The sequence below is a fragment of the Nocardiopsis halotolerans DSM 44410 genome (genome assembly GCF_000341065.1).
GTDB lineage: Bacteria > Actinomycetota > Actinomycetes > Streptosporangiales > Streptosporangiaceae > Nocardiopsis > Nocardiopsis halotolerans.
Window position 1 is genome coordinate 1 of the sequence record NZ_ANAX01000060.1, and the last position, 21957, is coordinate 21957.

Below are 21957 nucleotides of genomic sequence, written 5' to 3' on the forward strand. Positions count from 1 at the left end.
CCCGAGGACGGCCACGGGGCCGGAGCCATCGCGTGCGACCGCCTGAGGGCCCTGCACACGGCCCCTGGGTCAGCAGGACCCCACGACCCCCGCGTGGCCCACCAACAACGCAGGACCGTCCGGGACGAGGACGCCACGGCAAGGACGAGTGACACGGGTGGGGCCGAAGAGACACGGGGAACTTTCCCTCCGGCCCCACTCGTCACTTGTGTCACATCGCCCGAGCAGCAAAAACTCCACAAAACCGACACCGGTGACGGGCGCCACGTCGCCCTTCCCCCAGGGGAAAGCGCTCGGACCTGCCCCTTCGCCCCTCCCCCACGGACACGGGATCTTCGGACGTTCATTGCGGGGCCCGCGCTCGTTAGGGTAGCCTCACTTAAGAGGCGCAGATGCACCCATCCACCGGAGGTCACTGCGGCCACACGACCCCCGGACACGACGGCATCACGCGACGAAGGGCAGGTGCACGCGGTGACTCCAGATCCGCTCGACGCGCTCCGTGACGCGTGCGCGCCACTGAAGTTCGCGCCCCTGCCCGACCTGGTCTCCTCCGAGGAGTTCCACGCGGATCCTCCCGGACCCGTGTACCGCCACCAGGCGGGCGCCATGGCCTCGGACGGCTGGCTGCCGGTCCTGTACGACAGGCTCCGGACCGAGCACGGCCCCGACCACAGGCTCCCCGCCGCCACCAACTTCCTGCGGGTGACCCTGCGCGAACCGATCTTCATGGTCTCCGCGTCGCTGTACCTGACCGGCCGGGCACCGCTGCTGAGCCCGCGGACGCTCCACCTGCCCTGGGACGGCGCCCGGGCGCGCTTCGGCACCCCCGTCTCGGTCGACACCGTGATGGCGGTCCTGCCGGACGACCCGGTGGTCGGCCATCCCGCCACCGTGGTCGCCGAGGACGAGGACGCGCAGCTGCGGATGGCCGCCGAGGCCCTGTTCGCCACCTTCGAGCCGATCATCGACGCCCTGCACGCGCACACGCGCTCGGGCAGGCGCACCCTGTGGGGCTGGGTGCTCGACACCCTGCACTTCTACATGCTCAACCCGGCCCGCTACCTGGGCCGGGACCCCGAACAGGCGTGGGAACTGGCCACCCGCCTGGGCGACGCGATGGTCGAGGCGGGCGCGGTGACCCGCAGACGTCCGCGCCTGTTCCCCTTCGCGCCCGACCACCCGCGCGGAACCTGGGCGGTACGGGGCACGTGCTGTTTCGACTACAAGGGCGACCCGGAGCACGGGTACTGCACCACGTGCCCACTCAAGTGCGACGGTGAGCGCCAGCAGGACCTGTCGGAGTGGCTGCGCGATCCGGCGCTGGCCCCCTGAGGGGTCCTCCTCACCCGGGAACCGGTGCGGTCTCCCGCGAACCCGGTGCCCCAGCACCCCGCGCCTTCACGACCGGTACGGTCGCGCGGCCGTGTCCGGCGCCACCGGTCAGGTGACCGGGACCTCCACCGGTTCGCCGAAGAAGGGCTCGAAGACCACGGTCTCGGCGTCCACGTCCCCCGCCACCGTGATCGCACCGGAGACGCTCTGCCCCGATTCCAGGGTCCGCGCCCCGAGTTCGTTGGCGTCCATGCCGATGGCCTGCGTGGTGCTGTGCTCGGTCCCCTGGGCGTCCACGACCCGGAAGTAGAGGGGGTTGACCTCCACATCCTCCCGGCCGGTGTTCGTCACCGAGACGTCCACGCTCGTGAACTCGCCGTCCGTGTAGAGCGGGCCGGGAACGAACCCGGTCTCGGACGCGGTCAGTTCGATCCGCGGTCCGGCCGCCTCCTCGGTCTCCGGGGCGGTCTCCCCCTCCACCTCCGGGTCCCCGGTCCCGGCGGCGAACAGGGCGACCGTCGTGCATCCGGCCACGAGGAGCATCAGGAGCAGGAGCACGCCGCAGCTGATGCCGATGATCTTGCCCCACGGAGTGGGTGTGGTCTCGGCCGGACCGTAACCCCCCTGGGGCGGGTAGCCCTGGGTCGGATACCCCGAGGCCTGGTAGCCCGGGGCCGGATACCCGGGAACCTGGTGGCCCGGGGCTCCCGGCCCCGGTCCAGCGGGTCCCGGCCCGTACCCCCGACCGTACTCCTGCCCGTAGCCCCCGGTCGGCCCCGGCGCGTACCCCGGGCCCTGACCCGAGGGGTAGCCCCCCGCCGTGAAGTAGCCGGGCCCCTGACCGGAGCTGTAGTCGTCCGGGGTGCCTCCGGGCGGAGTACCGCCCGCGCCCGTCCCGGGCGTGTCCGACTCCCCGTACCCGGGGGCGTAACCCGCGTGCTCGTACCCGGCCTGGCCGGGGCCGCTGGGCCCCTCGGAGAGCTCGCCGGTCACCGGTTCCGGGGGAGCGCCCGTCGGATGCTCCGCTGGGCCGCTCCCCGGGGGCCGTACCTCCGGCCCCTGGTAGGCGTGCGCCCCCGCGGGCGGAGCCTCGTGCCGCCCGGGTTCCCCCTCCCCGGGCGGTCGCGGCGTGTGCGATTCGTGCGGGGCGAACCGGTGCGGCGGTTCCCCGGGAGGCTGCGGCCCGCCCTCGATCGGATCACCCGGATCACCCGGACGCCACTCCTCCGGCGGATGGTGGTTCACCGGGTCCGGACGCTGTTCCGGCCGCTCCTCCGGCACGCCCTCAGACTCCCGATCGGACACTGAGAACACCCTTCACGTCAGCGCGGTCCGCCCACCGGGGCCGGTGGACACCTCACGCCTGCACGGTAACCGCCCCGACACGCATCTCCGTGGAGGTCACGGGGTGTTTCCGGTAAAGGACCGAAGGGGCGAAGGAGCGTACGCCACGCGGTTTCCGGCCGCACGCCCGAGGTCACGCGTCGCGCGAGACCCCGGCGGTCCGGTTCCGCCCGGCCAGGTACGCGCGCACGGCGAGTACGAACACCGGCACGGTGAACACGGCGGCGAACAGGTTGAGCCCTCCGAAGCCCGTCTGGGACAGCACCATCCCCGACAGCGCTCCCGCCGAGGCGCCGCCCAGGTTCATGACCAGGTCACTGACCCCCTGCGCGCGGGGGCGCACCTCGGCCGACAGGGACTCGGCCAGCAGGGCCGTCCCGGACACCAGGCCGAACGACCACCCCAGGCCGAGCAGGACCAGCCCGACCGTCACCCTGACCTCGTCGCCCCCGGCCGTTCCCGACACCACCGTCGCGGCCAGAAGGACGCCCTGCCCCGTCAGCAGCACCGGAACCCGGCCGTAGCGGTCGGTGAGCCACCCCACGACCGGGGACAGCGCGTACATGCCGGCGATGTGCAGGGAGATGGTCAGGCCGATCACGGTCAGGGCCGCCCCGTGATGGGACATGTGCACCGGGGTCATGGTCATGACCCCCACCATCACCGTGTGGCTGGCCACGATGCCGACCACGGCGAGCAGCGCGCCGGGGCTGGCCGCGACCACCCGCAGCACCCGCGCCACGGACATCCGGGCACCGGCGGAGGCCTCGCCTCCGGGCCGGGCGGCCGTGGCCGCGCGCAGGGGGTCCGGGCGCAGCAGCGCGAAGATCAGCACCGCGCCCAGGGAGAACCCGACGGTGGTGAACAGCACCGGGCCCAACAGTTCGTCCAGGCCGAGGAGGGCGGCCACGTTCCCGCTGGGGCCGATGAGGTTGGGGCCCAGCACCGAGCCGACGGTGGTCGCCCACACCACGACGGACAGGTCGCGGCCGCGGCTGCGCTCGGAGGACAGGTCGGCGGCGGCGTGGCGGGACTGGAGGTTGGTGGCGGTACCGGCGCCGACCAGCACCATGCCCAGCAGGAAGAGCGCGAACGTGCCCAGCACCGTGGCGGCGATGACGACCGTGCCGCCGATCGCGCCGAACACCCAGCCCAGTCCGAGGCCCGGGCGGCGGCCCCGCCGCGCGGCCAGCGAGGCCAGGGGCAGCGCGAACACGGCCGCGCCCAGGGTGATCATGGTGGTGGGCATACCGGACCAGGCGTCGGATCCGGTGAGTTCGAGGGCGATGAGCGCGCCCACGGCGAGCATGGCGCCCATGCCGACGCCGCCGACCACCTGGGCGAGCATGAGGACCAGGACCGTGCGGCGCTGGAGCCGGGCCCGTTCCCGCTCGGTGAGGGCTCCCTCTGGCGGAGCGATGGGTGTCGACACGGATGCATCCTCAAGATTCGTCCTACTAACGGAGGAATCCTAACCGCGGAAGAGTTATGTCGGCCATGTCGGGATACCCACCTTTTCGGACATCCTCAGCCGCGCCCGTAGCGCCATCGGAGGAAATCGTGCTCGCGTTCGACGTAGCGCATCTCCGAGTACAGGAGGTGCGGGTCCTCCGCGCTGATGACGACGCCGCTCTCCGGCACCACCGGCCAGCACGCGAACGCCCAGAAACAACGGGTGTAGGGACCCCACAGGACGACCCACGCACCCTGCTTCTGCCATTCGACGTGTTCGGCTATCCGGCGCTGTTCCTCATCCGCGGTCTCGTCCATGCCAAGAATGGACATACCCGGCACCAAGGCGACCCACCAGGCCGGAACCGGCCACACCACCAGTGACGTGCGGCCCTTGCCGAACCCGGAACACACCCACCCCGATACGCCCCGACCGGACGCCGGCGGACACGTCGACGGCGGCGTGCCCGGCGGGCGGTGGTCACCGCACCGCCTGGCGAACCAGGTCGGCGGCGCGGGGATGGTGTGGGGAGGACGACGCGAGGAGACGGTGCCCGTGCCGACGCGCACGGCGTCGGCACGGGCACCGGGACGTGATCAGCGGCCGGAGACCAGCTCGCTGCCCGGAACCGGCTCGGCCGGGTCGTTGCCCAGGGCGATGACCCTGTTGTCGCGGTCCACGTGCACGATGTGCTGGACGTGCTCGGCCCGCTCCGCCTCGGTCAGCTGGGCGTAGGAGATGATGATGACCAGGTCGCCGGGGCTGACCAGCCGGGCGGCGGCGCCGTTGATACCGATGACGCCCGTACCGCGCTCACCGGTGATCGCGTAGGTGACCAGCCGTGCGCCGTTGTCGATGTCGACGATGTGGACCTGCTCGCCGTCGACGATGTCGGCGGCGTCCATCAGGTCGGCGTCGATCGTCACCGACCCGACGTAGTGCAGGTCGGCCTGCGTGACCGTGGCGCGGTGGATCTTGCCGTTGATGAGGGTGCGCAGCACAGCTCCAGCCTCGTTTCAGGTGTCTTGCGAACTACAGGCCCTGGGGTCCCGTGTTCCTCCATGATGACCCCATCCGTGTGCCGCTCCGGCCACCGGGGTCCTCCATCGCACCCAACACCCCCGCATATCCGGGTGTTCCGCGTGTGACGTCCACCACACACCGCTCTGGAAGGACCTCCGGACTCCGACATCCACTGGGCTCCGGGGCCGGAGCGACGGCACAATGAGAACTCCCCCGGCGGTGGTCCCCGCCCTCGCCGCGTGCCGGGCGACCGATCACGCTCTCGAAAGGCAGGACGCGGGTGTCGACGAACCACGACGGCGGACGGCGGGCCGGGCCCGCGCCGACGCGCCGGGCCACGATGCGCGACGTCGCGGTCCTGTCCGGCGTGAGCGTCAAAACGGTCTCACGCGTCGTCAACGAGGTCTCCACGGTCTCCGACGAACTGCGCGACCGTGTCATGCGCGCCGTCGCCCAACTGGACTTCCAGCCGAACCTCGCGGCGTCCAGCCTGCGGCGCACCGACGGATCCACCCGGCAGATCGCCCTGCTGCTGGAGGACGTGGCCAATCCCTTCTCCGCGGCGCTGAGCCGGGCGGTGGAGAACGTGGCCCGCGAACACGACACCCTCGTGTTCGCCGGCAGCCTGGACGAGGATCCCCGGAGGGAACTGGAGCTGGTGCGGGCCGCCACCCTGCACCGGGTGGACGGCATCCTCCTGGTCCCGGCCTCGGCCGACCACGGCTACCTGCACCGGGAGATCCGCACCGGCACCCCGGTCGTCTTCGCCGACCGCCCTCCGCGCGGACTGGCCGCCGACGCGGTCATGGCCGCCAACGCCGAGGGAGCCCGCGAGGCGGTGCTGCACCTGATCGACCACGGGCACACCGAGATCGCCTTCCTCGGCGACGCGCGCACCATCAGCACCGTCGGGGAGCGGCTGGAGGGCTACCGTGCGGCCCTGGCCGAACGCGGTCTGACCGAACGCCCCGGCCGGGTGGTGCGCGGCCTGTCCGACCCCCACAGCGCCGCGCGGGCGGTCAGCGCGCTGCTGGACTCCGGGCGTCCGCCCACCGCGCTGTTCACCGCGCAGAACCTGGTGACCATCGGCGCCATCCAGGCCCTCCAGGAACGCGGCCTGCACGAGCGCGTCGCCGTGGTCGGCTTCGACGACTTCCCCATGGCCGACCTGCTCATGCCCCGGGTGACGGTGGTCGCCCAGGACGTGACGCGGATCGGCGCCCTGGCGGTGCGGCGGCTCTTCGCCCGCATCTCGGGCGAGGACGGCCCTCCCCGGGAGGAACGCGTACCCACCTCGCTGATCGCGCGCGGGTCCGGGGAGATCCGCCCCGCCTGACGCGGTGACCGTGACGGCCCCCGGCCCCCCGTTCGCCGTGACGCTTCGACGTCGGGCGGCGGGCTGGAGAGGCACGTCAGCCCGCCGCCCGGCAGCTCGGTCCCGTACTCAGAGCGCGCTCCGGCGCTCCGACCTCGCCACGAGTACGGGATCGGCGCCGATCAGACCTCCCGTGTCACACCGGCGACGTGTTCGGCCAGCCCGCTAGGTGAGCGAGGAGTAGGCCACCACACCGCGCCGCACCAGGTCACCGGCCTTGCGCGCGGTGGAGCGCACCTCGGTGTCACCGCTGGCCGCGGCGATCTGGCCGAGCATGTCCACCAGCATCTTGGCGGTACGCACGAAGTCACCCGCGGGCATGTCGGCCTGGCGCAGGATGGCGTCCAACCGGTCGCCCTTCGCCCACCGGTGCGCCGTCCACACGAAGCCCAGGTCGGGCTGGCGCAGGAACGACACCCGGTGCCGGGACTCGACCTCGCTGAGCTCGCCCCACATACGCACCATCTCCGCGAGAGTCTCCTCGATCCGTCCCCCCGGGATACGCGGGTAGGCGTCGTCGTTCCGGCGCGCCTCGTAGACCAGCGCGGCGGCGCAGGACGCCAGTTCCACCGGGGTCAGGTCCTTCCACACCCCCCGGCGCAGGCACTCGGCCACGAGCAGGTCCAGATCGGAGTAGACCTTGGCCAGCCGTGTCCCGTCGTCGGAGACGCTGTCCCCCGACAGGTACTCCAGGTCCTCCAGGACCCCGCACACCCGGTCGAAGGTGCGGGAGATGACGTGTGAGCGCCCCTCGACCCGGCGGCGCAGGCCGTCGGTCTCCTTGCGCAGCCGGAAGTAGCGCTCGGCCCAGCGGGCGTGATCCTCACGGTCGGCACATCCGTGGCAGGGGTGCTCGCGCAGCTCCGAGCGCAGCCGCAGCACCTCGGCGTCCTCCCCGGAACCACGTGAACCCCGCTCGTAGACCGGTTCGGTCCCCCGCTCCTTGAGCTTGTTGCGCAGGGTGGAGGCCAGGTCCTGGCGCGAACGCGGCGATTTGGCCGAGAACGTCTTGGGCACGCGCATGCGCCCGGACGGGTGCACGGGCACGGTGAAGTCACTGGCGTTGACCCGCTTGACCTGCTTGTCCACGGTGAGCACCAGGGGCGCGGGCAGGTTGTGGCGCAGCCCCGGGTCCAGCACGACCGCGTGCCCGGAGTAGCGGCCCGACGGAATGCGGATGATGTCGCCGGTGCGCAGCTTCTCCAGGCTCTCCAGTGCCTCGTCGCGGCGCCGGACCGAACGGTTCTTGGAGAGCATGGCCTCGCGGTCACTCAGGGCGCGGCGCAGCGCCGCGTACTCCATGAAGTCGCCCAGGTGGCATTCGGCCGCCCGGGCGTAGCCCTCCAGGGCCTCCTCGCTCTTGCGCAGCTGTTTGACCAGGCCGACGACGGCGCGGTCGGCCTGGAACTGGGCGAAGGACGCCTCCAGCATGTTGCGGCTGCGCTGTCGGCCGACCTGGCCGACCAGGTTGACCGCCATGTTGTACGAGGGCTGGAAGCTGGAGTTGAGCGGATAGGTGCGGGTGCCCGCGAGGCTGGCCACCGACTCGGGGTCGGTCCCGGCCTGCCACACGACCACCGCGTGGCCCTCCACGTCGATGCCCCGCCGTCCGGCGCGCCCGGTGAGCTGCGTGTACTCGCCCGGGGTGAGCTGGGCGTGGGTCTCGCCGTTCCACTTGTCGAGCTTCTCGATGACCACGGTGCGCGCGGGCATGTTGATGCCCAGGGCGAGGGTCTCGGTGGCGAACACCGCGCGGATGAGCCCGCGCGAGAACAGGTGCTCGACGACCTCCTTGAACGTGGGCAGCATCCCGGCGTGGTGCGCGGAGATGCCCGCCTCCAGGGCGCGCAGCCACTGGTCGAATCCGAGGACGGCCAGGTCGGCGGCGGGGATGTCGGCGCACCGCGTCTCGGCGTACTCGCGGATCTCGTCGGCCTCCTCCGGGGTGGTGAGCACCAGCCCGGCCGACACGCACTGGCGGACGGCGTCGTCGCAGCCCGCCCGGCTGAAGACGAAGGTGATCGCGGGCAGCAACCCGTCGTCGTCGAGCTCCTCGATGATGGTGGGCCGCGACGGCGGCGCGAACCGGGAGCGGGGCCGGACGTTGCCGCGCGCCCGCGACTGCGGGTGGCGGCGCCGGTTGGCCAGCTGGGTGATGCGGGAGTCCTCCTCCGCGAAGCGGGTCAGCCTCGGGTTGATCCGCAGCGTCTGCCCGCCGACCTCGATCTCACGGGGCTGCCAGCCCTGGCGGCGGCGTTCACGTCTGCGCTTCTTCCCGCGTCCGCCGGAGGACTCTCCCCCGTTCTGGTCGGCGGAGGGCTCCTCCTCGACGTCCACGAACAGGTCGTGGATGCGGTTGCCGACCATGACGTGCTGCCACAGCGGCACGGGCCGCTTCTCGTCGACGATGACGGTGGTGTCGCCGCGTACCTGCTGGAGCCACTCGCCGAACTCCTCGGCGTTGCTGACGGTGGCGGAGAGGGCGACCATGCGCACCGACTCGGGGAGGTGGATGATCACCTCCTCCCAGACCGCGCCGCGGAACCGGTCGGCGAGGTAGTGCACCTCGTCCATCACCACGTAGGCCAGCCCGCCGAGGGTCGACGAGCCCTCGTAGAGCATGTTGCGCAGCACCTCGGTGGTCATGACGACCACGGGCGCCTCACCGTTGACGCTGTTGTCCCCGGTCAGCAGTCCGACCTGCTCGGCGCCGTAGCGTTTGACCAGGTCGTTGTACTTCTGGTTGGACAGCGCCTTGATGGGCGTGGTGTAGAAGCACTTGGTGCCCTCGCGCAGCGCCAGGTGCACCGCGAACTCGCCGACCACGGTCTTGCCGGAGCCGGTCGGCGCGGCCACCAACACCCCGTGGCCGTTCTCCAGGGCCTTGCAGGCCCGGACCTGGAACGGGTCGAACTCGAACCCGTAGAGGCTCTGGAAGGCCTCGATGGCGGCGCTGGAAGCGCCCTGGCGCCGACGGAAGGCGGCGTACCGCTCAGCGTGACTACTCATAGGGCTTCAAGCCTATGAGGTCAGCTCCAACATCTCGACCGCTTTGGGCACGGCCTCGCAGACCAGCGGCGGCGCCCCGGCGCGCTCGCCGTCCGCGTAGGCGACACCGGCCGCGCCGCGGATGATGACGGTGCGCCCGCGTTCGACCACCACCTCCTCGAGACCGGTGTGGCTGCCGTTGAAGACGCGGGGGAACAGGCGCAGGAAGCGACCGCGCGGGCCCTGGCGGACGAAGACCACGTCGAGCAGGCCGTCGTCGGGTTCGGCGTCGGGGCACACGCGCATACCGCCGCCGTAGCTGGTGGTGTTGCCGACCGCGACGAGCATGCCCGGCTCGGCGATACGGCGGCCGTCCACGTCGATCTCGAAGTCGATGGGCTGGAAGGAGCGCAGCTCTCCCAGAAGACCAGCCACGTATCCGGCGCGGCCGATCCGGTAGCGGAAACCGTTCACCCGCTCGTTGACGCGGGCGTCGAACCCGCAGGCCAGAACGCTGAGGAAGTAGCGGTGCGTGCCGTCGGCCAGACGCAGGCGCACGGCGTCGGAGGGACGGGTGCGGCGCCGCAGGATCACCTCGGCCACGTCCCGGGCCGATCCCCGCGGGCGGCCGAAGGCACGCGCGATGTCGTTGCCGGTCCCGGTGGGGACGACGGCCAGGGGCACCCCGCTGTTCACCACCGCCTGGAGGGCCTGGTGGACCAGTCCGTCCCCGCCCACGGCCACGAGCGCGTCGGGCCGGTCGGAGGCGGCCAGGCGTGCCATGCGGCGGCTGTCGGCGGCCGAACGGCCGGTGTAGACGTGCACCCGGGCCCCGGCCTCGCGCAGCGCCTCCTTGAGGCGTACCGCGGTGACGGCCGCGCGGCGCCGTCCGGAGTGGGGGTTGACCAGGAGGGCGATGTGAGGGGGCATACGGGTCCTTGCGGGAACGACGGGGCGCGGGGTCGAAGGTCACGGCCACATTACCCACACCGGTGCCGCGGCCGCACCCGCCGGGCCGCCCGGTCCGTCCGTGCGCGCTCCGGCCACGCGCCGGGGCACCGGAGCTCGGTGTTGTGGTCCCACACAAAGGGTGTCAGCCACGTCACAGCGCCCCGCCCCGCGCGTCGGAGGACCGCCGCGGAGTGTCGCGCCGAACAGCGCTCAACAGGCCCTTCGGCGCACCCGCCACGGTTCCTTCCCCCCTCCTGGGTTCGGCGTGTTTGCGGACGTCCCCCCACCGCACTGCTCCGGAGACCGTGGAACCCGGCACGTCCGGAGCAGCGTTGGGCGTTCGACACGCGTGTGTCCCCGCCGATCACCGGTCGGGAACGCGCGCACACGACGTCCAGGAAGGAACACATGGTCCTCAAACGCCTGCTCGCCGCCTTCGGTGTCGGCGGGCCCACCGTCGACACCGTCGTCCCGCACCCCCACGTCCAACCGGGAGCCCTGCTGGAGGGCACCGTCGAACTCACCGGCGGCGAGGCCGACACCGACATCGCGGAGATCGTGCTCGTACTCGTCACACGGACCGAGGACGGGGAGGACTCCGACGGTGTCGAGCACACCCGTGTCCCGGTGTCGGCGGACCTGAGTCTGGGTGCCGGGGAACACCTGTCGGTTCCCTTCGGTCACCCCGTCCCCTGGCAGGCCCCGGTCACCGAGGCCGGAGGTTCTCCGCTGCCCGGTATGGTCGCGGGTCTGCGCACCGAGGTGGTCGTCGACGGAGCCGCTGACAAGGGTGACCTCGACCGCGTCCACATCCATCCGCTGGTGGTCCAGGACCGGGTGATGGAGGCGATGTTCCGGCTCGGGTTCACGTTCTCGGAAAGCCGGGTGGAACACCGCCCGCTACCGGATGCCCCGCAGGACCTCCCGTTCCTCCAGTCCCTGGTGTTCCACCCCTCCCCCGAGCACGAGCTCGGAGTGGAGGAGGTGGAACTCCTCCTCGCCGCCGACCCGTCGGGCGTGTCGGTGGCCCTCGCCTTCGACCGCCACGGCGACGACCTCCCCGAGGAGGCGGAAGGGCGCCTCACCTGGTTCCGGGCCGAACACGCCGACGCCGACCGGACCGACTGGGTCCGGCTGGTGGAGGAGTGGATCGGCAGGGCGCTGTACCGTCACCGCGGTTTCCTCGGACACCCCGGCCACGACGGGGAGGACGGGGAGCAGGAGGGCGGCGGCATGCTCGCGGGGCTCGGCGGAGTCGCGCTCGGCGTCGCGGGCGGACTCGCGGCGGGCTACGTGGCGGCCGAGGTCGTGGACGAGATCGGCGACGCGTTCGAGGACGACGCGGAGGAGGAAGAGGAGGACTCCGAGGAAGAGGAGGACTGAATGATCGGGGGCCGCGGAGGGTTCCTCCCCCTGCGGGCCCCGCCTCTCCGAGCCGACGAAGCGACCGGCCCCGGGGGCGCCGCCGCGCGCACGACGGCGTCCCGGTGGACTCGGACCGGTGCTATTCGGAGGACCCGTCCTGCTCCTGCTCGGCCTCCTCGCGCTGGCGGCGGTGGTACTCCTCCATCGCCTTGGGGGTGTTGAGCGGAGAGGGGACCCAGGCGACCTCGGTGTCGACCTCGCCGCGCTGGATGCGGCGCTCCTCCTCGGTGAGGTACTCCTCGGGGATGTCGAACTCGCCGTCACGTGCGCCCAGGACGAAGGCCTCCCACTCGGCGGGGGTGAAGAACAGGGTGCCCTTCTCGGGGGACTTGCCGTCGCGCACGGCGCGGAAACCGTCGTCGAAGGTGGCGACCTCGACCACGGCCTCGGACTCCTCCTTGGACAGGGAGGACCGCATCCAGACCGCGTCGGTGGTGTCGTGCCACTTCTCGTTGCCCATGGCCTCGGGCGGGAGCTCCCGCTTGGCCTCGGTCCGCTCGCTCATCGAACTTCCTCTTCCCAACAGCCGGCGTCGGTCTGGGGCCCCGGACCGACGGGGCGGCGCCACCAGCCGACCCCACCGACCGACCCTAGCGCGTGGCGTAGGGGCTCAGGAGCGCTTTCCGCCCTCCCCCGCGACGTCGGGTCCGTCCAGCGCCGAAGGGGTCTCGTCCAGCTCGGACGGGATCTCGTCGAGTTCGGAGATCTGGTCGTCGTCCAGGTCGGCGTAGGGGTCGTCACGCTTCCTGCGCCGGTCGTTGAAGAAGGCGAACAGCTCGGCCAGCTCGAAGAGGAGGACCAGCGGGACGGCGAGGGCGAGCATGGAGACCGGCTCGGCCGGGGTGATGACGGCCGCGACGACGAACGCGGCGAAGACGATGACGCGGCGCCACTTGGCGATGGCCGCGTGCGGCAGGATCCCGGCGATGTTGAGCAGGGCCACCAGCAGCGGGAGCACGAAGCCGACCCCGAACATGACCATCATGATGACCATGTAGTCCAGGTACTGACCGATGGTGAGGAAGGTCATCGCGTCCTCGGGCAGGAACCCGAAGAGCATGGTCAGAGCGAACGAGGTGATGTAGTACGCCAGGCCCGCGCCGACCGCGAACAGCACGGCGGCCAGCGGAGCGAAGATGTAGGCGTAGCGCTTCTCACGGCCGTGCAGGGCCGGGGCGACGAAGGCCCACAGTTGGTACAGCCAGAACGGTGAGGAGACCAGGGCGCCGACGAAGAGCCAGACCTTGAACGCGACGAAGAAGGCGTCGAAGGGGCCCGTGACGATGAGAGAGCAGCCCTCGGCGTCGATCTCGCGGGACTCGGGCAGGGAGCAGTAGGGCTCCTTGAGGAACTCCCACACCAGGTCGTAGACCAGGTAGCCGACCACGCAGCCCAACGCCAGGGCGATCATTGCCTTGACCAGGCGGTTGCGCAGCTCGCGCAGGTGGTCCATGAGGGGCATCCGGGCCTCTGGGTTGGCCGCCCGGCCACGTGGACTCATCGTGCGGTCACTTTCTCGCTCGCTCCTCCGGCCCGCGCCGGTCGGCGGGGCCGCCCTGGTGACCGGTGCCCGTCGGGGCCGCGTCGCGCGGTGCGGCGCGCCGCGGGGCCCGGTGTCGCGCTCCGGCCGTGTGCCCGCGCCGGGCTAGCTGCCGTAGGTGTGGTTGGTGGTCTCGCCGGACTCGTTGACGATGCGCTGGCCGGGAGGCAGCTGCGGGTAGCCCTGCTGGTTCTGCTGCGGCTGCTGCGGCTGGTGCTGCTGCGCGGAGGCGTTCTGCTGGGACGTCTGCTGGTTCTGGGCGTCCGCCTTCTCCTCGGAGTCGTTGTCCTCGTCGACCAGGCCCTTGCCCTCGGCCTTGAGGATGCGCGCGCTACGCCCCAGGGAACGGGCCAGATCCGGAAGCTTCTTGGCTCCGAAGAGCAGGATCGCCAGGATGATGAGGATGGCGATGGTAGGTCCGTTGAACGGTCCCATGGTTCTACCTCTCTGTGGGGCGCGACCAAGCGCCTTCGATGGTACGCGTATTCGGACGCGGGTCCATCACGGCCCCGCACCACCTGGGCCGACACGCTCACGCAGGTCAGCGCTGCTTGTCCGGTACTCGTCCGACGCCCGTGCCACCGCCGCGGACAGCACCTTCGCCGAACGGCGTACACGCAGCGCGAGGACACCGGCGGCGACGGACCCGGCCGCAACCACACCGAACAGGACAGCGAGGACGATCACCCTGTAACCCTATCCCTTCCGACATGACCCGAACCCCGACCCCGGGTGAACGTCTGGGCCTCACTCAGGCGACGAAGTGGTCTCGACCAATTTCCCGGAGGTTTGGGAAGCGTGGTAGTGCTCCAACGCCCTGCGCGCCTCGGCCCGGGCCTCCTCCGCGAGCGCCACGGGAGCCACCACACGCCCCTGCGGCCCCAGGCGCAACGCCAGTCGCACCGCCCAGGCCGGAGCGGGGGTGCGCAGGGTGGCGCGGACCCCTCCCCCGGGCAACTCGGACACGGACTCGCACACGTAGTCCTCGGTGACCCAGCGGGCCGTGGGCTCCAGGTCCAGGACGATCTCGGCGTCGCGGTCCGAGCGCTGGAGCACGCCACCGGACAGGTCGCGTCGGCCCACCCCCTCGGGCACCTCGGCCGCGTAGGGCAGCACGGTCAGCTCCAGGACCCGGTCCAGGCGGAACAGGCGCACGTCCCGGCGCAGGTGGCAGTAACCCTCCAGGAAGGGGTAGCCGTCCTGGACCACCAGCCCCATGGGGTCCACGTCGCGCTCGGTCACCTGGTCCAGGTAGCCCGACAGGTAGCGCAGGTGAAGGCGCTGGCCCGACTCCAGGGCGTCGGCGCAGCGGCGCTGGGTCTGGGCGACCTGCTCGTCACCCTCCAGACGCACCTGGACGGAGTCGGCCAGGGACCCCAGGGCGGCCCCCGCGGCGGCGCGCAACTTCTCACCGACCCTCTTGAGGGCGCCGACCTCCAGTCCCCCGGTCTCGGGCAGCGCCTCCAGCAGGGACAGTCCCACGACCAGGCTGGCCGCCTCGTCGGCGGTCAGGCGCAGCGGCTGGGCCAGGGTGTCGGCGTTGCCGATGATGATCTCCCCGGTCTCCTTGGCGGCGTCGAGGTCGACGTCGATGAGGTCGCCGGGGGTGTAGCCGGGCAGGCCGCACATCCACAGCAGGCTGAGGTCGGCGACCACCTGCTTCTCGCTGAGCCCGAAGTGGCTGGCCACCTCGGGCACGCGCACGTCCCGGCCCAGGGCGTAGGGGACGAGCATGAGCAGGCGGCGCAGCTGGTCGGCCGAGCGCGGGCCGCGTGCGGGCGCGTCGGAGTCGTCGGCGGTGCCGGGACCGTCGGGTGCCCCGGTGACGGGCTCGGCCTCGGCGGTGGCCGCCAGGTGCGCGATCATGGCGTCGCGGGCCCCCTCGGGTTCGACCACGACCGCGCGGGAACCGAAGTAGGCCACGCGCCGCACGAGGTCGGGGGTGTCGGTGTAGGGGAGGGTGAGGGTGTCCCAGCCCGCGCCTGCGCTGTCGCGCTCGCCGGGGACCACCCGCAGGGCGCTGCGGCGCAGGGCGTGCGCGGAGTCGGTGCGCACCCGCAGGACGGCGGTGCGCTCGGACTCGCCCCTCTGCCCGGCCACCACCGAGCGCAGGTCGACGCCCTCGGGCACGACGACGTCGGGGCCGCCGCGCAGGACGGTCACCTCACCGCGGATGCGGCCCAGGCGGAAGACGCGGCGGGCGTCGCGCATGCGGTCGTGGCCGACCACGTACCAGTGACCGCGCAGGTTGACGACGCCCCAGGGTTCGATCTCACGGGTCTCACCCCTGGTCTGGCCGGGCTTGCGGTAGTCGAAGGAGATGGGGCGCCGGTCGCGCACCGCCTGCCAGACGGGGCCGAAGGAGGGCTCGTCGGTGCGCATGGCGGGGGTGAGGCCGGGGGCGGCCTCGCTGTCGACGGGGACCCCGGCGGAGCGGAGTTTGAACAGGGCGTTGGCGGCGGCCTCGCCGAGGGAGGCGTGCCGCCAGGCGCGGGCGGCCAGCCCCAGGACGAGGGCCTCGTCGGGCAGGAGCTCGATCTCGGGCAGCTCGTAGTCGGAGCGGGAGATGCGGTAGCCCTCCTCCCCGCTGATCGCGTCGCCGGTGCCGACCTGGATGGGGATACCGCTGTCGCGCAGTTCGCGCTTGTCGCGCTCGAACATGCGCTTGAAGGCCGACTCGGTCTCGGCCTCGGCGTATCCGTGCACCGTCTTCCTGATCTCCTGCGCGGTCAGGTGGCGACGCGTGGACAACAGACAGATGACCAGGTTCAGCTGTCGTTCCGTCTTCCTGCGCGACATCGTCCGCACCCTTCTCGCCCGTGGTGGATGGACCGGTCGGGGCGGGCGTTGGCGCGTCGCCCCTGCGCCGGTTCAGCAACGACGGTACCGTGCCTTCCATGATCCGGTGGCGCCGTGGCGAAGTCCGTCAGATCCTCCCCTCCTGGCCGGGGGTCGTGCTGTGCGCGGTGGCGGTGGAACCCCCCGACACCAGCGTGGGAGACGGGGCCGGAGGACGCGGTGGTGGGAGCGGTGGCGAGCCGGTGACGTGCCGCGCGCTGGCCTACACCGACCTGGTGGGTTCCCCCGAGGAGGGCGACACCGTACTGCTCAACACCGGCGCCCTGGACCTGGGGCTGGGGACGGGCGGGTACGCGCTGGTGGTGGCCGTGCCCGACCGGCTGCCCGNNNNCCTGGTCAAGGCCCGCTACACGCCGTTGCAGGCGACCGTGCTGGGTGCCGACGAACAGGGGTCGCCGCACCACGGGGTACTGCGCTCGGCGGAGGGTGTGGACGGCATGCCGGTGGTGGTGGCCGACCTGCACTCGGCGCTGCCCGCGGTGGTGGCCGGGGTGCGCGCGCGGCGGCCCGGGGCGAGGATCGTCAACGTGATGCTGGACGGCGGTGCGCTGCCCGCGGCGTTCTCCCGGCTGGTGGGGGCGCTGCGCGAGGAGGGGCTGCTGGCGGGGTGTGTGACCACGGGGCAGTCCTTCGGCGGCGATCTGGAGGCGGTCACCGTGCACTCGGGGCTGCTGGCGGCCCGGCACGTGCTGGGCGCGGACGTGGCGGTGGTGTGCCAGGGGCCGGGCAACCTGGGCACCGGGACGCCGTGGGGGTTCTCGGGGGTCGCGTGCGGCGAGGCGGTGAACGCGACGGCGGTGCTGGGCGGGCGCCCGGTGGCGTCGCTGCGGGTGAGCGAGGCCGACACGCGTGACCGGCACCGGGGGGTGTCGCATCACAGCATGACCGCCTACGGGCGGGTGGCGCTGGCGCGCGCGGAGGTGGTGGTGCCGCTGTTGCCGGGGGTGTTCGGCGAGCGTGTGCGCGTCCAGGCCGGGGCTCTGGCCGGGCGGCACACCCTGGTGGAGGTGGATGTCGACGGGCTGGAGGACGCGGTGCGGGCGCTTCCGGTGAAGGTGTCGACGATGGGCCGGGGGTTGGAGGAGGACCGCGCGGCCTTCCTGAGCGCCGCGGCGGCGGGCCGTCACGCGGCCGGACTGTCGTAGGTGGTGCGGGCGCTTCCGGGGGCGCGGGGATCCGGATGGCACGGAAGGCGCAGGCGGCACGGGTGGCTCAGTCCACCTTCACCGAGTCGACGGGATCGGGGCGCCACGACCACACGGCCATGGCGGCGCACCCGGCGGTGACCACGGCCGCGCCCGCGAGGACCATGGCCGGGTCCTGGGCGCCCGCCCAGCCCGCCAGCGGGTAGGTGGCCAGGAAGCACGCGTGGGACAGGGAGAACTGGGCGGCGAACATCCCGGCGAGGCCTCCCTCGGGCGCGGCCTCGCGCAGCAGCCGACCGGTGGGTGCGGACACCAGCGCGCACGCCGCGCCCAGGGCCAGCCATCCCGCCCCGAGGACGACCGCGTTCGGCTGCCAGGCCCAGCCCGCACCGGTCACCGCCAGTCCGGCTGCGGCGACCACCGGCCCGGTGAGCATCAGCATCCGGGTTCCGAACCGGGTGACCAGGCGCCCCAGTAGCAGGGCCACGGCCATGGAACCGGCGCCGAAGCACGCCAGGAGGAGGGCGACCCCGGTGTCGCTGCCGCCCAGACGCGCGCGGACGAGGACGACGGTGTCGACCAGGACCAACGCGGTCACCACGGCCACCGCGAGGTTGAGCAGCATCAGGGCACGCAGACGCGCGTCCGTCGCGAACACGCGCCATCCGGCGACGGCTCCGGCCATGCGGCTGCCCTGGTCCGCCGTCCTTCCCGCGGGCAGGGACGTGGTGACCACCAGCAGCCCCGAGACGACGAAGCCGAGGGCGGTCAACCCGAACAGTCCGTCGAAGGGCACGGCGAGCAGCAGGGCGGCGGCCAGCAGGGGCGAGGCCAGGGCCTCCAGGTCGTAGGCCAGGCGTGACAGGGCCAGAGCCGAGGTGTAGCCCTCGTCGTCGACCAGTTCGGGGATGATCGCCTGGAAGGTGGGGGTGAAGGCCGCGGAGGCGGACTGGAGGACGGCGATCAGGACGTACACCTGCCAGACCTGCTCCACCCACGGCAGGCAGCCCACCGCCAGGGCGCGTACGGCGTCCGAGCCCACGAGCACCGCGCGGCGCGGGAACCGGCCCAGGACCGCCGTGAGCAGGGGACCCGCCGCCACGTAGGCCACCATCTTGATCGTCAGCGCCGTGGCCACCACCTGACCGGCCCGGTCACCGGCCAGATCGTAGGCGAGCAGTCCCAGGGCGACCGTGGCCAGCCCGGTTCCCGCCAGCGCCACCACCTGGGCACAGAACATCCTGCGATAGGGCCCTGGGGCCGCCAGCAGCCGCCGCACCGCATCCACCACCCGTCCGTTCGAGGGGTTCCACTCCATGGAACACATATGTGCATACTTGCGCACATATATTAGATGGATGAGGGCCGTTCACCGCAAGGGGGTGAGGGGACGGGGCGGATGTTCTCGCCGGGGAGGCGCCGCGGGTGGGGGCGGGCGCGGTGAGCACCCAAGGGGTGGTGGAGGGCGACGAAGAGGGCGAGCACCGCGTCCGGAGGCCGTCCGTTGACGGTCACGGGCGGGGATGGGCGGACCCCGCCCCCTAGACTGCGCACATGCCTAGCAGCGACGAGGAAACCCCGGTGAGCCGGTTCCACCCGGACCCGCCCGAGCCCGACCAGCTCGCCGTGGCCGCCGGGGTGTTCGCCCTGCTGTCCGACCCCACCCGGCTCCACCTGCTGTGGCTCCTGGCCGGACGCGAGGCCGACGTGGGGCAACTGACCGAGGCCTGCGGCGCCTCAAGGACCGCGGTCTCCCAGCACCTGGCCAAGCTCCGCCTGGCCGGGCTGGTCGAGTCGCGCAGGCGGTCCCGGCACTCGATCTACCGACTGCGCGACGGCCACCTGCGCCGACTCGTCCTGGAGGCGCTCAACCACGCCGACCACGTCATCACCGGCGAGCCCTTCCACGACTGAGCGGAACGGCCACACGGGTCACGGGGCCACGACGCCCCGCCGGAGGCGGCCACCGGTCGACCGCTCCGATCCGGTGGCGGATCAGCGCTGGTCGGCCGGGCTGGGGTCACCCGACCTGACATCGGGTTCGGAGCCGGCATCGGACTCCTCGGTGAGTTCCGGAGCGCTGCGGGAGGCAGGCACGGCCCCGTGCGTCCCGCCCGGGGCATGCCCGAGCACGGGCGTCCCCCGGACCCCCTCCAACATGTGCTGGGAGGGCGCCTCGAAGAAGGTGCCCGGCCGGAACATGCCCAGCGAGGTCGGCTCGGCGCGCACCCCCTCGTCCACGCGCAGCGCCTCGGGCACGAACACCGTTCCGTCTCCGCAGGTGATGCCCCACTCCCGCCGTTTCCCCGTCGCGACCACCTGCCCCGGCGCCCCGCCGCGGATCCCGTCGGCCAGGCGGCCCGCGCACAGCGTGATCCGGGCGGTGCCGAACATCGCGAACGCCCCCGGATAGGGGTCGGCGAGCGCGCGCACCATCCGGTCCACGTCGCTTCCCGAGGCGGTCAGGTCGAGGTGGCCGTCGCTGGGGCGCCGGCGCGGCCACACCGACACGTGCCCGGTCTGCCTGCGCCGGGGCGCGGTTCCCTCCAGGAGGTCGTCCAGGTGCCGCACGAGCAACTCCGCCTGGATACGGCCCACGCGTTCGTGGAGGCCGGTGGCGGTGATGTCCGAGGGCACGTCGAACCACCTCTGGTCGACGATGTCGCCGCAGTGCTCCTCCCCGCCGAGGTGGAAGAGGGTGACGGCGCTGGAGCGCATGTCGCGCAGGATCGTCCAGGGGATGGGGGCCCGGCCGCGCCCGACCGGCAGCGGCGCGGGGTGCAGTCCGACCCCGCCCAGTTCCAGGGAGGACAGGACGTCGTCGTGGACCGGCTGCGACCAGCCCGCGACGACCATCAGGGAGATGTCGTGGGTGGCCAGGGCCTCGCGCACCTCGTCGGAGGCGACGTCGGCGGAGCGCAGATGCGGCAGGTCGAGTTGGGCGGTGATGGTGCCGTAGTCGTGGTACCCGGAACGGTGGGCGAGTTCGGCCGGGTAGGACACCACCAGACTCGGCGGACGGCCCTGTGCGCAGAGCTCCTCCAGTGCCGGCACGCCGAGGCCCAGTCCGGACACGTAGCAGTAGCGCCGCCGGTCTGACATCAGCACCCCCTCGCATGTCAACCGATGCTCCCGACTCTACGCACCGGCCGGGGACCGACAGTGGAACGCGGTACCCGGGCGTGTCCGGATCGGGGGTCCACGCGCGGGGACGCGCGCCCCGTCTTCCCCGCACACGCGGACGCCCCCGCGGGTCCTCCCACGGGGGCGTCCGTACGTTGGAGCGCTCGGGCGCGCCGGAAGGGGTTACTCCTCGCTCCCACCGCCGTCCTCGGGCGCGGGCGACTCCTCGGAGCCCCCCTCACCCCCGGAGCCCTCCCCGCCCTCGGCGGGCGACTCGGCCGGGGGCGGGTTGTCGTAGGCGCCCAGGATGTCGATGACGAAGACCAGCGTCCCCGCCGGGGCGCCCATGGCCTCCTCCTCGGTCTCCCCGTAGGCCATGTCACCGGGAACGACCAGCATCAGACGGCTACCGACCCGCTGACCGACGATGCCCTCGTCCCAGCCCTCGATGACCGAACCCGCGCCGATCGTGGTGTCGAAGGGGTCGCCGCCGCGGCTCCACGTGGAGTCGAACACCGGGTGGTCGCCGTTCTCGTCGGCCTCCCACCGGACACCGGTGTACTGGACGATGACCTGCTGGCCCTCCTCGACCTCGGCGCCGTCGCCCTCGATGAGCGGGACGGTCTCCAGGTCCTCGGGCGGCTCGGTGTCGGGGATCTCGATGGTGGGCTCGCTGTGGCCCTCCTGCGTCACCGTGGGCAGCCCGTCACCACCGTTGGTGGCCTGCTCCCCGGACACGACCGAACCCTTGTTGAAGCGGTCCATCAGGTCGATGACCAGGACGCTCGCGCCCTCCTGGGCCGGCTGGCCCGACATCTCGGCCTGCTGGCGCTCCTGCTCGGTCAACGGCGGGAAGACGAACACGGCCCGGCTGCCGACGGGATTGTTGACCAGTACGTTGGTGATCTCCTCGGGCATCTGCGCCATGCGGATGATGTCGGGGGCACCGGTCTCGTAGCTGGACTGTCCCTCCACCTGCTCGCCCTCACCGGGCCCGGTCCACTGGTACTGGACGACGTTGGCGATCAGGAGGTCGTCGGAGCGCACCAGGGCGTTCTCGCCCGATCCCTCGCTGACGATGCCCGTGACCTGTTCGGTCGGGGGCTGATCGTCGGGGAAGGTGATCTCGGGTTCCTCACCAACCTCTCCGCTGACGGCGGGGAGCCGCGGGTCGAGCTGCTCCTCCCCCATACGCATGAAGGCGGGAGTACGCCATTCCTGAGGGATGTTTCCGCAGCTTGAGACCGTCAGGGCGATCGCGGTCAGCGGCACCGCGAGGGCGGCGGCACGTCGGTGCATGGGGCACAACCTCTGATTTCCGGCTTGGGACAACGTCACACTACCGAAAAGAAGGACCGCAACCACCCCCCGAAACATCACGAAACCCGCGGCCCCG

19 protein-coding genes are annotated in these 21957 nt (G+C 72.2%); 5 read left to right on the forward strand and 14 right to left on the reverse strand.

The genetic code is table 11. The features are described from left to right. The first annotated feature begins 474 nt into the window (after positions 1–474). Positions 475–1335, forward strand: coding sequence for a (2Fe-2S)-binding protein (locus D455_RS0104825; protein ID WP_026122322.1), 861 nt, complete (start codon positions 475–477; stop codon positions 1333–1335). A 108-nt stretch (positions 1336–1443) separates the two neighbouring features. On the opposite strand, the gene D455_RS0104830 is transcribed toward D455_RS0104825, so the two are convergent. The 4 genes from D455_RS0104830 to panD all read right to left on the reverse strand — a co-directional run bounded on the left by D455_RS0104830 (position 1444) and on the right by panD (position 5133). Beyond that, entirely contained in the window at positions 1444–2328 is an 885-nt protein-coding gene (locus D455_RS0104830; protein ID WP_017569634.1) for a DUF4352 domain-containing protein, read from the reverse strand. Positions 2329–2812: 484 nt separating this feature from the next. Further along, positions 2813–4111: an MFS transporter gene (locus tag D455_RS0104840; RefSeq protein ID WP_017569636.1), complete on the reverse strand. Its 1299-nt coding sequence runs from the start codon at positions 4109–4111 to the stop codon at positions 2813–2815. Positions 4112–4206: 95 nt separating this feature from the next. Next, positions 4207–4464: a hypothetical protein gene (locus tag D455_RS0104845; RefSeq protein ID WP_026122324.1), complete on the reverse strand. Its 258-nt coding sequence runs from the start codon at positions 4462–4464 to the stop codon at positions 4207–4209. 264 nt (positions 4465–4728) lie between these two features. Beyond that, complete coding sequence (gene panD, locus D455_RS0104850) at positions 4729–5133, reverse strand: aspartate 1-decarboxylase (protein ID WP_017569638.1); 405 nt, start codon at positions 5131–5133, stop codon at positions 4729–4731. Positions 5134–5435: 302 nt separating this feature from the next. Here panD and D455_RS0104855 point away from each other — a divergent pair, with 302 nt between their 5' ends. Further along, positions 5436–6491, forward strand: coding sequence for a LacI family DNA-binding transcriptional regulator (locus tag D455_RS0104855; RefSeq protein WP_017569639.1), 1056 nt, complete (start codon positions 5436–5438; stop codon positions 6489–6491). 204 nt (positions 6492–6695) lie between these two features. Here the strand turns inward: D455_RS0104855 and D455_RS0104860 are convergent, their stop codons facing one another. Together D455_RS0104860 and D455_RS0104865 are read right to left on the reverse strand one after the other, a co-directional pair. Next, on the reverse strand, positions 6696–9539 hold the full coding sequence (locus D455_RS0104860) for a DEAD/DEAH box helicase (RefSeq protein WP_017569640.1): 2844 nt from the start codon (positions 9537–9539) through the stop codon (positions 6696–6698). 12 nt (positions 9540–9551) lie between these two features. Continuing rightward, on the reverse strand, positions 9552–10448 hold the full coding sequence (locus D455_RS0104865; protein ID WP_017569641.1) for a diacylglycerol/lipid kinase family protein: 897 nt from the start codon (positions 10446–10448) through the stop codon (positions 9552–9554). Between the two features lie 429 nt (positions 10449–10877). Here D455_RS0104865 and D455_RS0104870 point away from each other — a divergent pair, with 429 nt between their 5' ends. Then, positions 10878–11852: a sporulation protein gene (locus D455_RS0104870; RefSeq protein WP_017569642.1), complete on the forward strand. Its 975-nt coding sequence runs from the start codon at positions 10878–10880 to the stop codon at positions 11850–11852. 121 nt (positions 11853–11973) lie between these two features. Here D455_RS0104870 and D455_RS0104875 read toward each other — a convergent pair whose 3' ends face one another. The 5 genes from D455_RS0104875 to D455_RS0104890 all read right to left on the reverse strand — a co-directional run bounded on the left by D455_RS0104875 (position 11974) and on the right by D455_RS0104890 (position 16233). Further along, positions 11974–12399: a DUF397 domain-containing protein gene (locus D455_RS0104875; RefSeq protein ID WP_017569643.1), complete on the reverse strand. Its 426-nt coding sequence runs from the start codon at positions 12397–12399 to the stop codon at positions 11974–11976. A gap of 105 nt (positions 12400–12504) precedes the next feature. Beyond that, on the reverse strand, positions 12505–13356 hold the full coding sequence (tatC, locus tag D455_RS0104880) for a twin-arginine translocase subunit TatC (protein ID WP_017569644.1): 852 nt from the start codon (positions 13354–13356) through the stop codon (positions 12505–12507). Between the two features lie 183 nt (positions 13357–13539). Then, the gene (gene tatA / locus D455_RS0104885; RefSeq protein ID WP_017569645.1) at positions 13540–13869 is read right to left on the reverse strand and encodes a Sec-independent protein translocase subunit TatA; all 330 of its coding nucleotides are present in this window, start codon (positions 13867–13869) and stop codon (positions 13540–13542) included. A 66-nt stretch (positions 13870–13935) separates the two neighbouring features. Further along, positions 13936–14121, reverse strand: coding sequence for a hypothetical protein (locus tag D455_RS32515; protein WP_083922141.1), 186 nt, complete (start codon positions 14119–14121; stop codon positions 13936–13938). Between the two features lie 60 nt (positions 14122–14181). Then, positions 14182–16233: a helix-turn-helix transcriptional regulator gene (locus D455_RS0104890; protein ID WP_017569646.1), complete on the reverse strand. Its 2052-nt coding sequence runs from the start codon at positions 16231–16233 to the stop codon at positions 14182–14184. A 98-nt stretch (positions 16234–16331) separates the two neighbouring features. On the opposite strand from D455_RS0104890, the gene D455_RS0104895 reads away from it, so the two are divergent. Beyond that, positions 16332–17438 (forward strand): DUF3866 family protein, encoded by a 1107-nt coding sequence (locus D455_RS0104895; RefSeq protein ID WP_017569647.1) that lies wholly within the window; start codon positions 16332–16334, stop codon positions 17436–17438. A 67-nt stretch (positions 17439–17505) separates the two neighbouring features. Here the strand turns inward: D455_RS0104895 and D455_RS0104900 are convergent, their stop codons facing one another. Then, positions 17506–18678: an MFS transporter gene (locus tag D455_RS0104900; RefSeq protein WP_051064578.1), complete on the reverse strand. Its 1173-nt coding sequence runs from the start codon at positions 18676–18678 to the stop codon at positions 17506–17508. A 314-nt stretch (positions 18679–18992) separates the two neighbouring features. Here D455_RS0104900 and D455_RS0104905 point away from each other — a divergent pair, with 314 nt between their 5' ends. Then, on the forward strand, positions 18993–19352 hold the full coding sequence (locus tag D455_RS0104905) for an ArsR/SmtB family transcription factor (RefSeq protein WP_026122326.1): 360 nt from the start codon (positions 18993–18995) through the stop codon (positions 19350–19352). An 81-nt stretch (positions 19353–19433) separates the two neighbouring features. Here D455_RS0104905 and D455_RS29235 read toward each other — a convergent pair whose 3' ends face one another. After that, positions 19434–20540, reverse strand: coding sequence for a methionyl-tRNA formyltransferase (locus D455_RS29235; RefSeq protein WP_040684455.1), 1107 nt, complete (start codon positions 20538–20540; stop codon positions 19434–19436). Between the two features lie 204 nt (positions 20541–20744). Beyond that, on the reverse strand, positions 20745–21860 hold the full coding sequence (locus D455_RS0104915) for an FKBP-type peptidyl-prolyl cis-trans isomerase (protein ID WP_017569651.1): 1116 nt from the start codon (positions 21858–21860) through the stop codon (positions 20745–20747). Between the last annotated feature and the right edge of the window lie 97 nt (positions 21861–21957).